The sequence below is a fragment of the Streptomyces galbus genome (assembly GCF_005280195.1).
GTDB classification, from domain to species: domain Bacteria; phylum Actinomycetota; class Actinomycetes; order Streptomycetales; family Streptomycetaceae; genus Streptomyces; species Streptomyces galbus.
Genome location: NZ_SZPR01000022.1, coordinates 1 through 13,688, shown reverse-complemented (window position 1 = coordinate 13,688; position 13,688 = coordinate 1). Strand labels below are relative to the sequence as shown.

Here is a 13,688-nt window from a genome sequence, read left to right as displayed (position 1 = left end):
TGTCAGTTCCCTTCACGGGTGGGGTCCTGGCCGTCGGGGTCGGCCAGCCGGATCCAGGTCTCGCGTGTCTCGCACAGGTCCTGCCGCCAAAGCTCGAGGCGGGGCGAGGACCTGCGGGTGCGCATCGAGAACTGCAGGGCCTCCATGCGCGCTTCCAGGCGGTCCAGCGTGCGCTCCCGCTCCGCGCCGGCCTCGAGGGACGGCGCGGAGCTCGGGCCGGATCCGCCCCAGGCAGCGGGCTGGGCGGTGTCGGTGGTCACGGCCTACTCGCCTTCGTCCAGGACGGCGTCGCCGCCCTTGATGTGGCGGGCGGGATTGAGGCCCTGCTCCATCAGCTCCACCGCCCACAGCATCGGCTGGACGCCCTCCAGTTTCGCCAGGCCCGGCGTCGGCCCGAGGCGGAAGCCGCCCGGCTGCGGCTTGCCGGAGGCCGCGTAGGGCAGGAAGTCCAGCGGGCTCGCGCCCGGCGAGGGGTAGACGACGCAGTCGGAGAGCACGGCGAGCGGGAACAGCCCGGTCATCTTCGCCATGTTGCTGAGTTTGCGGTGCATGTTGACGCGGGCCTTGCTGATGACGGCGGCCCGGATGTCGGGGCGCCAGGTCGGCCGGTTCAGGGCCGGCCACCGCTCGCCCTCCTTGTACTTCCTGCCCTGCGGGCGCTCGCGGAGCTTGCCGATACCGCCCTTGACGGTGGCCTTGATGGCCGCGAGGACGGCGGCCAGGGCCGGGTCGGCCTGCTTGTGCTGCTCCATCGCCGCCAGGAAGGCACGGTCGTCCAGGTCCTTGGTGACGCCGAGGTCGGCGAGGGTGTCGACGTAGGCGGTCTTGAGGCGGTCGTGCCACGGGTCCAGGTAAGCGCCGGTCTCGCGGCGCAGGTAGGCCTCGATCGGGTGGACGTCGTAGCCGAGCTCCTGGGCGTAGGCGACGGTGTGCGTCTGGTACCAGGCAGGTCCCGTCGGGCGGGAGCCGTCCGGGGTGAACGGGCTGGGCAGGCGCGGATCGACCTCGATGTGGGAGAGGTCCACCAGCCAGCTCCCGGGGATCTTCGGGTTGAACCTCGGGCCCACGAAGTGGTCCGGTGCGGACAGGCCGACGACCAGGCGGGCCGCGGCGGCGAGGAAAGCGGTGTTCAGGTCCAGGCCGACCGCGAAGGGCAGCGCGCACTCCGCGCCGGTCAGAGTGTCCACCGACCGCACCCACTGATAGGCCTCCTCGTTGAGGAACCCGCCCGTCCAGCCGGACTCCACAACGACCGGATGCTCCGCGGTGGCCTCGGGCGGCGCGGGGTCCATGGGCTCGGTGCCCAGGCTGCCGGGGTTGTGGCCGGAGATCCAGTTGCCGGTCTCAGGGTCGCGTTCCGGCTTCGTGGGCGGGCGCAGCGCCGTCATCAGCTCCAGCCCGGAGACGGCCGTGGAGCCGCGCGGGGTGATGACCCGCTGCGCGTACACGCCCAGGACGCGGGCGACGTCGGCCGGCTCCATCTCCGCGACGCCGGGCCAGGAGCGCTCATCGAGGGCGTCCCACGACAGGATCGCCAGCTGCACGCACTGCCGCTCGCGGCCCTGCGCCTTGCGGTAGATACGTGCCCAGGGGCCGAACCCGCGCTGCGTGAGGTGCCACTTGGCCTTCGCCACCTGCTTGACGACCGGGTGGTCCTCCGGCAGGCGCAGCGAGCGGCGCTGCTCGTGGCCCTCCAGGCGCTCGGGCAGGCCGAGCTTCACCGCGGCCGCCGCCGTGAGAACGATCAGCGGGTCGGAGTCCTTGCCGAAGCGGTTGAGCTTCGGCGCGCCGAGGCCGGACTCGCGCAGCGTCCACTCCACGAGCTCCACCACGGTGGTGGCCGGGCAGTCGAGCACCAGGCCGTCGACGCCGTACGCGGAGCCGTCGCCGTCCAGCACGGCGAGCGGGCCGTGCGGGAAGCGCGGGTCGACGGCCGGCGCGGCCGCCTTCGGCTTCGCGGGGCGCCGTGACGTCGTGCGGGCCGCTACAGCCGGGCCCGACGCAACTGCAGCGGGGCGCGGCGGCCGCGCGCCGGTCCCGGGGAGCGCCGCTGCCGCTGGGGCGCCGGCGGCGCCGGCCTGCTCTGCGGGCACGTGCCGTGGGGTGGATGCGGCCGGTGCGGGCGCCGGTCCGGTGAAGGTCGCGGGGACCGGTGCGGGTTCGGCCGGGTGCTGGGCTGCCCAGCCCTCCAGCAGTCGCAGGTACGCCTGGCGGCGCGGCGCGCGGGGCTCGGACCGCCCGGACTCCCAGTTCTTAACCGTCTGCGTCGTCGTCTTCAATGCTTCGGCCAGACGGGACTGGCTGACCCCGGCCGCATCGCGAAGCCGGGCCCGCTCGGCCGGCGGCGGCAGATCCGGTTCACCTGCGAGCAGCTGGTCCACCGCTGCGAACAGCTCTTCCTCAGTCGGCTTCGGCATACCGCCCACCCTACCAGAGCTTAACTCTGAATATGTCCAGTTCTTTAGCCTTGGATTTGCAATGAATGCTAGGGTGAGGCCGGGCCGGTCACGCTGTATGCGCGCCGCCTGCCCGGGCCGCACCGGATGCGAGGAAGGGAACAGCTTGTGACGGGGATCAAGCTGCGCGACCACCAGATCGAGGCCGTCGCCGCCATCGTGCGGGGCCTGGACATCCCGCCGGGCGGGATCCCCGCCGACGGGCTGCGCGGGCAGGTGCACGCCGCGTGCGGGACGGGCAAGACCATCATGGCCGCGGCGGCCGCGAAGCGGATCGCCCCCAAGGGACGCGTTCTCGTCCTGGTGCCGACGCTGGACCTGCTGACCCAGACCGTCCAGGCGTGGCGCGCGGCCGGCCACACCGGCCCCGCGGTGGCGGCGTGCTCGCTCAACGATGACCCGGAGCTGTGGACCCTGAAGGTCCGGTGCACCACCAACCCGATCCAGCTGGCGCTGTGGCACGGGCAGGGGCGGGTGACCGTCTTCGCGACGTACGCCTCGCTGGGCGTCCTGGCGGAGGCCTTCGAGGGCGCCTACGGCCAGCAGCTGGCCCCGATGGACCTGACCGTGGTCGACGAGGCGCACCGCACGTCGGGCTCGATGGGCAAGGCGTGGGCCGACGTCCACAACCAGGGCGTCATCCCCTCGCTGCGCCGGCTGTACCTGACGGCCACGCCGCGGATCTGGGAGGAGCGCCTGAACCGCGAGGTCGCCGAAGGAGTGCGCGACCCGCTGCCGCGCGAGATGGCGGCCTCCATGGACGACGAGAAGGTCTTCGGGCCGGTCCTGTACAAGCTCAGCCTTGCCTCGGCCGTGTCGCGCGGGCTGCTGGCGCGCTACCAGATCATCGTCCTGGAGCTGAAGGACCCGGTCGTCACCCCGGAACGCCTGATGGGCGAGGACCGGCACACCGAGGAGGTCCGCGGGCAGCGGCTCGGGGCGCTGCAGGCCGCGCTGCTGCACACCATGGCGCAGCACAACCTGCAGACCTGCATCACCTTCCACCACCGCACGATCGAGGCCCAGGCCTACGCGGAGGGCCTCGAGCGGGTTGCGGCGAAGCTGCACGCCAACGAGCCGGAGACGTACCCGGCTCGGATCTGGGCGGACTGGCTGTGCGGGGAGCACGTGCCCGAGCACCGGCGCGAGGTCCTGGGCAGCTTCGGCACCACCGCGCGGCGGGCCGTGCTCTCCAACTGCCGCGTCCTGGGCGAAGGTGTCGACATCCGGGCGGTGGACAGTGTGGCCCTGCTGGACCCCAAGGGCGCGCCGCACGACATCGTCCAGGCCATCGGCCGCGCGCTCCGGCAAAAGCCCGGACAGGGCAAGCTCGCCTCCCTGATCGTGCCTGTGTTCCTCCAGCCCGGGGAAAGGCAGGAGGACATGTTCACCTCGGGGTCGTACCGCCCCTTGGTGAAGGTGCTAGCAGGTCTGCGCGCGCACGACGAAGAGGCCGTCGAACTGCTGGCCATCCCGCAGGAGCCCCAGAAGGACGTCGCGCAGCCGTCGGTCAGCATCGGCCCGGAGCCCGAGGAAGGCGAGGAAGAATCCCGTCTGCTGCTGCGCTTCGCGGCTCCGCGTGACCCGGCGATGGTCGCGGACTGGGTGTCCTTCAACGTCATCGACACCGAGAAGCAGGACTGGGCCCGCGGCTGGGCAGCACTCAAGCGGTTCGTCGAACGCGAGGGCCACGCCCGGGTCCCGTACGGGCACAAGGAGGGCGCCTACCCCCTCGGGCAGTGGGTCGCCGAGCAGCGACGGGCCTACGGTGCGGGGCAGATGAGCGGCCTGCGCGCCCGCCGGCTGGAGAAGCTCGGCATGGTCTGGTCGCTGGCGGATGAGCGGTTCCAGGAGAACCTGGAGGCCGCCAAGGCGTACTACGAGCAGCACTGGACACTGTGCGCGCCCCGCTCCGCCACGGCGCTGGACCGGCCGGTGGGGCAGTGGCTGTCCAACCTCCGCCGCCCCGGCGCGCTGGACGGCCACCCCGAGTGGAAGACGGCGCTGGAAGCCGTGGACGCGGACTGGAACCCGGCCTGGCCGGCCGACTGGCAGCGCCACTACGCCGCGCTGCGCGAGCTCGTGGCCGACGAAGACGGCCAGGCGCAGGTCCTGCCCGGCTTCACGGTCCACGGCATGGACATCGGCAAGTGGCTGGCCCGTCAGCGCACGTACGAGGTCTGGCAGGCCCTGACGGACGGGCAGCGCGAGCGCCTTCAGCAGCTCGGCATCGTGCCGCTGGCCCCGGAGCCGCTGGAGCCCGCGAAGCCGTCGACAGCGCCCTCGGGCGCCTTCGAGCGGGGCGTCGCAGCGCTGGCGCAGTACAAGGCCCGCACTGGCTCAGTGAAGGTCCCCAGGGCCCACGTAGAGCAGTTGGCGGACGGCACCGAGGTCAAGCTCGGCGTGTTCCTGTCCAACACCAAGAGCAGGCGCGCCAAGCTGACGGTCGACAGGCTCCAGGCGCTGGCCGACCTCGGGCTGGCCTGGGTCGAGGAGCAAGAGCCAAGGCGCTGACCACCGAGCAGCCGTCCCCCTGCACCCGCCGCCGCCCACCGGCACGGCCCACCCCTTCCGAAGGCGGGACACGTACCGGCGGACCGGCCGGGCATGGCTCAGGCGAGGTGCTCCAGGAGCCGGGTGACGATGGCGCGGACAATGCCGGAGGCGGCACCGCGCAGGGCTGCTCCGGCCAGGGCGAGGCGCTCGCTGCGCGTCAGGCGCGTGCGGGACATGAGGTCCTCCACAGGGAGTCTGATGGGTGGATGAGCAGCCGGCCGGCCTGCTGTCCACCCTCAGACCCCCGCAACGTCTGTCGCCGAGTTGCGACGAGTCGCCAACAGGCTCACGTATTTGCGCTGTTCAGGCCGTGGCGGGGTGCGGATTCGGAGACGATGGTGCGATGAGTGGCGACATGGGGGGCGGCCGGCCGGACCGGAACGGCGGGCCGAAGCGCCTGCCTCGGGCGCGGCCGCGGCTGCTGACGCGGGCACGGGTCGGTTGGCCGCCTGCACTGCGCGAGCTCAAGGACCTGCTGTACGAGGTCTACCTGGCAGCAGGCACCCCCAGTCTGGATGAGATCTCTGAAGACATCGCTGCAGATGTCCATGAGGATCTGCCGGGGGGACCGAGCCGGGACACCATCAGCCGTGTCATCTCCGACAGAGAACGGGCCCAGCAGCAGGCTGATGTGGTGTCCGTGGCTAAGGTGCTGGCTCGCCGTGCCGCCTGGGATGTGGCGGATATGGCGCGCCGGGTGCGGGAGCTGTGGGTGCGGGCCCAGATGGCGCAAGGCGTGGGCCGCCCAATCGGTGAGCTCCGCGACGACCTCAGGCTCGTGCTGGACCGGGGCTTGGGCATCCACCCGGCGCTGGAGGCCCAGGATGCCCGCGACCGCTTCGGCATCCTGCCTACCTATGTCCCAAGAGACCACGACGCGAGGCTGAAGACGGTGGTCGATGCCGCAGTCGCCGGAGACAGCGGCATCACGGTCCTGGTCGGGAGATCGTCCACAGGGAAGACCCGCGCCCTGTGGGAGGCCGTTCGCGAGCTGCCGGACGGCTGGCGGCTGTTGCATCCCCTCACCCCCACCGCCCCTGAGGCGGTCCTAGCCGCGCTGCCGGACATCGCCCCGAGAACAGTGGTGTGGCTTAACGAGGCCCAGTACTACCTGGCGCCGCACCCGCTCGGCGAGCAGGTCGCCGCAGGCCTGCGGAAACTGCTCACCGATCCGTCACGAGCCCCGGTACTAGTTCTAGGCACTCTGTGGCGCGAACACTGGGACGCCGCGACCACCGATGACCAGCGTCCCAATGTTCGCGCGCTCCTAAACGGGCACAAGATCGATGTGCCGAAGGCCTTCATCTCGGCCGAACTGGCCGCACTCGGCGCAACCGCCGATGCCGACCCCCGCCTCACGCAGGCCGCCCAGCACGCAGAAGACGCGCAGGTCACCCAGTACCTGGCCGGTGTGCCCTACCTGATGGACCGCTACCACGCCGCCGAGGGAGCCACTCTGGCCCTCATCCACGCCGCGATGGACGCCCGCCGGCTAGGTGCAGGCCTGCACATCCCGCTGGCCTGGCTCGCCGACGCCGCCCCCGGCTACCTCACCGACACCGAGTACCGCGCGCTGGAGGACGACTGGCTGCCGAAGGCCCTCGCCTACGTCACCACACCCTGCAACGGCATCCCCGGCATCCTCACCCCCGTCAACGTCAGAGGCTCCCACAATCAGAGAAACAGCCGCCGGCCAGTAGCCCCCAATCCCCAAGGACCGCACTACCTACTGGCCGACTACCTCGACCAGCACGGCCGCCGCCACCGCGCCGGCACCATCCCGCCCATCGACTTCTGGACCGCGGCCGCCCATCACGCCTATCCCAACGACCTCACCGAGTTGGGCAATGCCGCCTGGAACCGCGGCCTGTGCCGCGACGCCGCCCAACTCCACAAAAACGCCACCACCCATGGCAGCCCCCACGCTGCCATCTCCCTCATCAACCACCTGCACACCTCACACCCCAGCGACCCGCGCCCTGCCCAGTGGGCCGCCGCGCACGCCGCTCTCGATGACCCGTCGGACCTCGCCCAACTGCTGGAGGAGATGCGGGAGGCGGGGGCGGACGATCAGGTCGCGGCGCTGCTGGCGTGCGACCCCGCCGCGCACGCCGCCCTTGAAGACCCGTCTGCCGTCGCCTGGCTGCTGCGGATGATGCGGGAGGCGGGGGCGGACGATCAGGTCGTTGTCCTGGCTGGGCGGGCCGCCGCGCAGGCCGCCCTCGGCAACCCGCTCGAAGTGGACGTGTTGCTGCGGGTGATGCTGGAGGCGGGGGCGCAGGAGCAGGTCGTTGTCCTGGCTGGGCGGGCCGCCGCGCACGCCGCCTTCTACGACCCGCCGTGGCTAGCCATGTTGCTGGAGGTGATGCGGGGGGCGGGGGCGGATGATCAGGTTGCGGCCTTGCTGGCGCGCGACCCCGCCGCGCACGCCGCCCTTGAGGCCCCGTTTGCCGTCGCCGGACTGCTGAAGGCGCTGCGGGAGGCGGGGGCGGATGATCAGGTCGCGGCGCTGCTGGCGCGCGACCCCGCCGCGCACGCCGCCCTTGAAGACCCGTCTGCCGTCGCCTCGCTGCTGCGGGAGATGCGGGAGGCGGGGGCGTATGATCAGGTCGCGGCGCTGCTGGCGCGCGACCCCGCCGCGCACGCCGCCCCCGACAACCCGTACGCCCTCACTTCACTGCTGGAGGAGATGCGGGAGGCGGGGGCGGACGATCAGGTCGCGGCCCTGGCCGGGCGGGCCGCCGCGCACGCCGCCCTCAACAACCCTTCCGCCCTCATCTGGCTGCTGAAGGAGATGCGGGAGGCGAGGGCGGACGATCAGGTCGCGGCCCTGGCCGGGCGGGCCGCCGCGCACGCCGTCCTCAACAACCCTTCCGCCCTCGCCCGGCTGCTGCGGGAGATGCGGGAGGCTGAGCTGGACGAGCAGGTCACCACCCTGCTGGCGCGCGACGCCGCCGTGCGCGCCGCCCTTGATAACGCAGCCCAAGTCGCCACGCTGCGGGAGGCGGGGGCGGATGATCAGGTCGCGGCCTTCCTGGCGCGCGACGCCGCCGCGCACGCCGCCCTTGAAGACCCGTCTGCAGTCGCCGGACTGCTGAAGGAGATGCGGGAGGCGGGGGCGGATGGTCAGGTCGCGGCTCTGCTAGCGCGCGACCCCGCCGCGCACGCCGCCCTTGAAGACCCGTCTGCCGTCGCCTGGCTGCTGCGGATGATGCGGGTTGTAGGGGCGGACGATCAGGTCGCGGCCCTGCTGGCGCGCGACCCCGCCGCGCACGCCGCACTCGACAAGCAGTACGGCGTCGCCGCGTTGCTGGGGACGTTGCAGGAGGCGGGAGCCGACAATCAGGTCACTGTCCTGGCCAGGCGGCTCCCTGCCGCCGGACACTTCGGTCTGTTCATCAAACTGGGAGGGAACCGGGAGCGCTTCCGACTCGGACGTGAACCTGACGGAAGTGCTGCGCCTTCGTGGACATGGAACGACCTGGACTGACCCGCTCATACCCGGCGGCGACCGCGGTGCTACCGACGACGGACAAGCGGCCCGCCGGCTCAGGCGTGCTCAGAGAGCCGTCGTGATGGTGATCTGGGCGGCTGGGCCTGGGGGGAAGGAGGAGCGAGCGGCATCCCCATCAGCCCGCCGGCAGGGACGGCTCCTCCGACGGGCGAGGCGACCATGCCTCTCTGCTACTTGCTGTGGTCCGTGACGAGCGCTCCGGCCTTTCAGGTGCGCGCGTGACCTAACGGGCCGTGTGGAAGGCATCCGCGCATGTCCTGGACTCTTTGCGAACCTATGCTCACCACCGCCGTGACCAGCCCGACCCTGCCTGCAGGGTGGGCGGCCGAGCCGAAGTGGGACGGCTTCCGCGCCTAGCTCGCCGTGCGCACCGGCGGGCAGGTGCTGCTGCGCTCGAGGCAGGGCACCGACATGACCGCATCGTTCCCCGAAATCCGCGCCGCGGCCCTCGCGCAGTTGCCGACGGACACCGGCTTAGACGGGGAGCTCGTGGTGTGGGAGCAGGGGCGGCTCGCTTTCGAGCGGCTCCAGCAGCGCCTTGCCCGGCGGGGCAGTGGCGCAGCCGAGGGGGCGGTCCGGTGGCCGGCGCACTATGTGGTCTTCGACCTGGTCCACGCGGAGGGGGCCGACCTGACCAGCTGGCCGTACGTGCGGCGGCGCGCGGCCCTGGAGGCCCTATTCGCCGAGCGCCAGCTGGTGGCGCCGCTGACGTTGTGTCCGTCGACGACCGATCCGGCCGTGGCGCGGGGGTGGCTGGAGTGGACGGCGGCCGGGCTGGAGGGCCTGTGCTTCAAGCGGCTGGACGAGCCCTACGCCGGGGGCGCCAGGGCCTGGCGGAAATACAAGGTGCGCACCACCGCCGAGGCCATCATCGGCGCCGTCACCGGCTCGCTGATGGCGCCCCGGACGGTGCTGCTGGGGCGCTACGACGCCACGGGCCGCCTTCAGTACGCCGGACGCAGCACCACCCTCTCCCAGCGCACCGGCCGCGCCCTGGGCGACCTCCTGGTCCCGCCGGCGGGCGTGCATCCGTGGCAGGGGTGGACGTTCTCGGCGGGCTGGGGAACACAGCGCACGCTCGACGTCGTCCTGGTGGAGCCCGCGGTGGTGCTGGAGGTGGCTGTCGACGTCGCCCGGGACGCTGCAGGACGGTTCCGTCATCCGGCTCGCCCGCACCGCATCCGCACGGACATCGACATCGCGCAGGTGCCGCGGTTCGGTGAGTCCGGGACCGATTCCGCCGAGCCGTAACCCCTGCACACGACGGACGTTGGGCGTATCCAGCACAGGCCCGGCGGTGACCCGCAGTGCCGTCGATGGCGCACAAGCAGTCCCGTCGGCTCAGGTGTGATCAGTGAGCCGTCGTGACGGTGATCGGCACGTCGGGGCAGGCATCGAGCAGGTCGCTGAGCGCGTCGGCCTCGGCGGGGTCGATGCTCAGTGCCCAGCGGGTCTTGTCGGCGACCCAGTCGGTGGCGTACTGGCAGCGGTACCCGGTGGCCGGCGGCAGCCACGTGGAGGGGTCCTGGTCGGCCTTGGAACGGTTGGAGGCGGCCGATACGGCGATCAGGGCGCGGTCGTCGCCGAGGTCGTTGGCGTAGGCCTCGCGCTCCGCCGCGCTCCAGGCCGAGGCGCCGGAGTCCCAGGCTTCGGCGAGCGGGACCAGGTGGTCGATGTCCAACCCAGACGGCCCCTGGAGGTAGCGGTCGTCGTACGCCGAGTACCACTCTCCCCCGCTCAGCCGGCAGCTCGCTCCCTGCTCCGGAGCGGTGACGGCTTCGGCTTTCAAGACCTCCGCGCGCGTGTTGCAACCGTCCCGGTCGGCGTCGACCCAGTGCCTGAACGCGGTGCGCTCATATCCGGTGCGGTCCTCGATGCGTACCGGCAGCTGGGCGAGGGCGTCTTGGACGGGCAGGGTGACGGTCTCACCAGGTGCGCGAGCAGCCGGGGCGGCGTGCGCGCCCGGCGGGATGAAAAAGGCGGCGAGGACGGCGGCCACGGCAGTGGCGGTGCGGGCGAAGCGCACGGGCAGGGTCCCTTTTGAAGGTCACGGACGGTGCGTGATCTTCGTAGCGGGATGTGCGGCCGGCTCGCCCGGCAAGCGGCTGTGGCTCTACCCGATCGGGCGGTAAGTGAGATCGTCGGCATGCGCAGCGGGCACGTGGCGTCCTGCCCGTTTCTGCACGCTGGCGTCAGCGGCGGGTGACGGTGTAGCCCGCGTCGTTGACGGCGGCGGTCCACACGTCGCGGTCGAACCACTTGGTGATGTCCGGCTGCATGTCGGTGATGGTGCGCATCCTCGCGGCCCAGTCATGGCCGGCCGGGCCGCGGCTGCCCTCGCAGCCGCTGCAGCCGTCCTCACCGTGGATGTGGCCGGCCATTCAGGCGTTGACCGCCACGTTGATGATGACCGCGTACAAGTCGCCGCCGCTGCGGGCCAGAGAGTCCGGCACCCCGGCGAGGACCACGGCGAGTTCCGGGTTGTCCAGCGGCGGCATCGGGGCCTGCCCGACGTCCTTCTCGCTGCTGCTCCCCTCGTACGACGCCGCACTCTGCGCGAGCCGGTCGGCCGTGAGGGAGGCGTCGAAGTAGCGCCAGGCGGAGCGCACCTGGATCCGGAGCCGTTGCGCCACGGTGGTGATCTGCCGCTCGATGGTGTCCTGCACGGTCGCCGGCGCGAGGGTCACCCATCGGTGGGCCAGCTCCGTGAGCGTCTGGGCAACAGCTTCCTTGAACGCCTTCGTGTTCCGCACAGGCGCAGCGTAGGCGGGGGAGAACAGCCGCCGGGCGGCTTCACCTGCATTGGTCTTGCGCGGCACGGATGCATCCCGCACGAGTGTCAGCAGGTCCGCTCAACCCGCCGGACGAGCAGTTCGGTGGGGCATCCCACCCTGCTGCCTGCTGGGACTCATCGACTCCCCTGGCCGGCCGCGAGCGGCTCACGCGAGCCATCCGCAGCCCCGGCTGGGGCCACCGGTACAGGCGCATCCCCACCCGCCGGTCGCCGTGCGGGTCGAATTCCACCTGGTAGTACACCGTGCCGTCCGCCCACTCCTGCTTCGCAACGATCGGGGCGTAGCGCTCGGCGCCGTGCGAGCGCACCCACAGTGCCGGGCGGTCTGTCCGCGGCCACGTCCACACCTTCGGCCGGGGTCCGTCCTCAGGGCGCCACGGGCGGGCGACCTCTGGCTCGGGAACGGGGCTCATGGCCGGGTGCTGGTGTGGCGGACCTTCGGGCCCCACTGCTCCAGCGCAGAGCGGAAGCACCACTCGCACAGGGGTCCTCCCCCGCGGCCGTACTTCTGGATCTTTCGCTGGCAGGTGGCGCACGGGCCGACCTGGTCGCCGGGACAGGTGAGCGCGGACGGGTCCGGTTCGGAGACCGGCGGTACGGGAGTCGTCATAGGGGTGGTTCCTGTTCTTGAGCGGCGAGGCGCGTCACCTCAATGCAGGTCACGGCACGACTCGGCATCGCACCCTCCCGTTTTCGAGTATATGTTCGATATCGTGGATGGTGTGGGAGGTGAGTCGTGATGGCGACAGGATCGGCGTGCGGCGAGGTGCCGACGGTGATGCATGTGCGCTGCCCGGACCGGCTGCCGGAGGAGCTCTACCGGCAGGTCCTGGAGCTGCTGTCCGGCCTCTCGCCGGTGGTGCAGGCGTTGCCGCCGTCGGCGGCGCTGGTGGAGCTGAAGGGCGCCCTGCGCTACCACGGCAGTGACACCCGCCGTTTGGGCGAGGTGCTGCGGGTGCGGACTATCTCGCGGTTCGGGGTCGACGTCCGCGTCGGGATCGGGCCGTCCATCACCGTGGCGGCGACCGCCTCCGCCCAGGTCGAGTCTCCCGGCGGGGTCCTCGCTGTGGCACCCGGCGAGGCGGCCGGCTGGCTGGCGCCGCTGGCGGTGGAGGCCCTGCAGGGCATCGGCCCCCGGCAGGCCGAAGCTCTGCACGAGTACGGCATCCACACCGTCGGCCTGCTCGCCGCCGTCACCCCCGCCACCGTGCAGCGGCTGCTGGGCGGGCGGGCCGGGCGCCTGGCCGCCGAGCGGGCCCGCGGCATCGACCCCCGACCCGTCGTCCCGCGCGCCCTGCCCGCCTCGGCGGCCGTGCGCCACGCCTTCGACCGGCACACCCTGGACGGCGCCGCCGTCCGCGCCGCCCTGCTCGACCTCGTCGTCCAGCTCGGCCTGCTGCTGCGCGGGCGCGGCCAGGCGGCCCGCGCGCTGACGCTCTCCATGCGGTTCGCCGGCGGCACCTCCTGGGAGAGGACCCGACGGCTCGCGGAGCCGTCCGCGCACGAGGACGACCTGCGCCAGCTCGCCTACCAGCTGATGGACGCCGCCGGCCTGCAGCGCGGCCGCCTGACCGGCCTTGTCCTGCGCGGTGAGGACCTCGTCGACGCCGGCCAGGTCGCCGAGCAGATCAGCCTCGACGGCGTCCGCGAGTCGCGCCTGGTCGCCGAGCAGGCCGCCGACCGGATCCGCGCCAAGTTCGGCGACCGGGCCATCGGCCTGGCCGCGGTCTTCCGCCGCGCCTCCTGAAACCGGCCCATCAACTCGGCTGGAGGTGAGGATGCTGCTCGACCCGCCCGGCATGCTCCCGGCACATCTGCTGCCGCACTGGCCCTACCTCCGGGCCGTCGACGCCGCCCTGACCGCACGGGGTATCCCGTCCGGCGCGCTGCGCATCAGCCGCACCGGCCGCGAACACGGCGAGCTGATGACCATGCGCCTGTACTGGGACGCCAGCCGCACCGGCGGCCGCGGCGGAGCGCGCCTCGTCTGGGAGGAAGAAACTGGCACCGGCTGGGAGTACGCCTTGGTCGGCCTCGCCCCGCACCAGGTGATCCTCGCCGGGCAGGTCGACGCACTGCACCGCATCTACCCCGCCCCCGAGGAGATCGCCGAGGTCGCCGAACGCATGGTGCGCACCTGGCGGCGCCCGGCCGGCGGCTTCCACCGGGAGTGGGAGCATGCGGCCCGCACTCGGGCAGCGATCGACGCCTTCCGCCAGCCCTCCCCCTGACACGCGCTGCGGTCCGCATCGTCCTTGCTGGCATCCGGGCGGGGCTCGGGGTTTCAGGACGGGAGCCCGCTACCAGCTCCCCCGGGTCCGGGAGGTCGCACCCACTTTGTGCCGCTTGTGGTGGCTGCGGCCCGGGC

The 13,688-nt window shown here is 72.3% G+C and carries 11 protein-coding genes; 5 read left to right on the top strand and 6 right to left on the bottom strand.

Annotated elements, in window-relative coordinates:
• Positions 1-2: 2 nt before the first annotated feature.
• Positions 3-260: a hypothetical protein gene (locus tag E4U92_RS26860; RefSeq protein WP_137303044.1), complete on the bottom strand. Its 258-nt coding sequence runs from the start codon at positions 258-260 to the stop codon at positions 3-5.
• 3 nt (positions 261-263) lie between these two features.
• Positions 264-2,417, bottom strand: coding sequence for a telomere-associated protein Tap (gene tap / locus E4U92_RS26855; RefSeq protein ID WP_137303043.1), 2,154 nt, complete (start codon positions 2,415-2,417; stop codon positions 264-266).
• A 147-nt stretch (positions 2,418-2,564) separates the two neighbouring features.
• Here tap and E4U92_RS26850 point away from each other — a divergent pair, with 147 nt between their 5' ends.
• From E4U92_RS26850 to E4U92_RS26840, 3 genes are all read left to right on the top strand, one after another.
• Entirely contained in the window at positions 2,565-4,970 is a 2,406-nt protein-coding gene (locus E4U92_RS26850; RefSeq protein WP_229863588.1) for a DEAD/DEAH box helicase, read from the top strand.
• A 385-nt stretch (positions 4,971-5,355) separates the two neighbouring features.
• A complete protein-coding gene (locus E4U92_RS26845; RefSeq protein ID WP_137303041.1) occupies positions 5,356-8,502 on the top strand; it encodes a hypothetical protein in 3,147 nt (1,048 codons plus the stop codon).
• A 387-nt stretch (positions 8,503-8,889) separates the two neighbouring features.
• The gene (locus tag E4U92_RS26840) at positions 8,890-9,777 is read left to right on the top strand and encodes an ATP-dependent DNA ligase (protein ID WP_308433344.1); all 888 of its coding nucleotides are present in this window, start codon (positions 8,890-8,892) and stop codon (positions 9,775-9,777) included.
• Positions 9,778-9,877: 100 nt separating this feature from the next.
• Here the strand turns inward: E4U92_RS26840 and E4U92_RS26835 are convergent, their stop codons facing one another.
• From E4U92_RS26835 to E4U92_RS26825, 4 genes are all read right to left on the bottom strand, one after another.
• Positions 9,878-10,552, bottom strand: coding sequence for an HNH endonuclease family protein (locus E4U92_RS26835; protein ID WP_137303040.1), 675 nt, complete (start codon positions 10,550-10,552; stop codon positions 9,878-9,880).
• A gap of 166 nt (positions 10,553-10,718) precedes the next feature.
• Positions 10,719-10,907: a hypothetical protein gene (locus E4U92_RS36815; protein ID WP_229863583.1), complete on the bottom strand. Its 189-nt coding sequence runs from the start codon at positions 10,905-10,907 to the stop codon at positions 10,719-10,721.
• A complete protein-coding gene (locus tag E4U92_RS26830) occupies positions 10,908-11,279 on the bottom strand; it encodes a hypothetical protein (protein WP_229863581.1) in 372 nt (123 codons plus the stop codon).
• A 450-nt stretch (positions 11,280-11,729) separates the two neighbouring features.
• A complete protein-coding gene (locus tag E4U92_RS26825) occupies positions 11,730-11,930 on the bottom strand; it encodes a hypothetical protein (RefSeq protein WP_137303039.1) in 201 nt (66 codons plus the stop codon).
• Positions 11,931-12,059: 129 nt separating this feature from the next.
• Here E4U92_RS26825 and E4U92_RS26820 point away from each other — a divergent pair, with 129 nt between their 5' ends.
• Entirely contained in the window at positions 12,060-13,067 is a 1,008-nt protein-coding gene (locus E4U92_RS26820; protein WP_137303038.1) for a DNA polymerase Y family protein, read from the top strand.
• Positions 13,068-13,098: 31 nt separating this feature from the next.
• On the top strand, positions 13,099-13,551 hold the full coding sequence (locus tag E4U92_RS26815; RefSeq protein WP_137303037.1) for a DUF6292 family protein: 453 nt from the start codon (positions 13,099-13,101) through the stop codon (positions 13,549-13,551).
• Positions 13,552-13,688: the final 137 nt, after the last annotated feature.

Coding starts and splice junctions, on each gene's coding strand:
- E4U92_RS26825 (WP_137303039.1), bottom strand. CDS start 11,930: ATGACGACTCCCGTACCGCCGGTCTCCGAACCGGACCCGTCCGCGCTC.
- tap (WP_137303043.1), bottom strand. CDS start 2,417: ATGCCGAAGCCGACTGAGGAAGAGCTGTTCGCAGCGGTGGACCAGCTG.
- E4U92_RS36815 (WP_229863583.1), bottom strand. CDS start 10,907: ATGGCCGGCCACATCCACGGTGAGGACGGCTGCAGCGGCTGCGAGGGC.
- E4U92_RS26820 (WP_137303038.1), top strand. CDS start 12,060: ATGGCGACAGGATCGGCGTGCGGCGAGGTGCCGACGGTGATGCATGTG.
- E4U92_RS26845 (WP_137303041.1), top strand. CDS start 5,356: ATGAGTGGCGACATGGGGGGCGGCCGGCCGGACCGGAACGGCGGGCCG.
- E4U92_RS26815 (WP_137303037.1), top strand. CDS start 13,099: ATGCTGCTCGACCCGCCCGGCATGCTCCCGGCACATCTGCTGCCGCAC.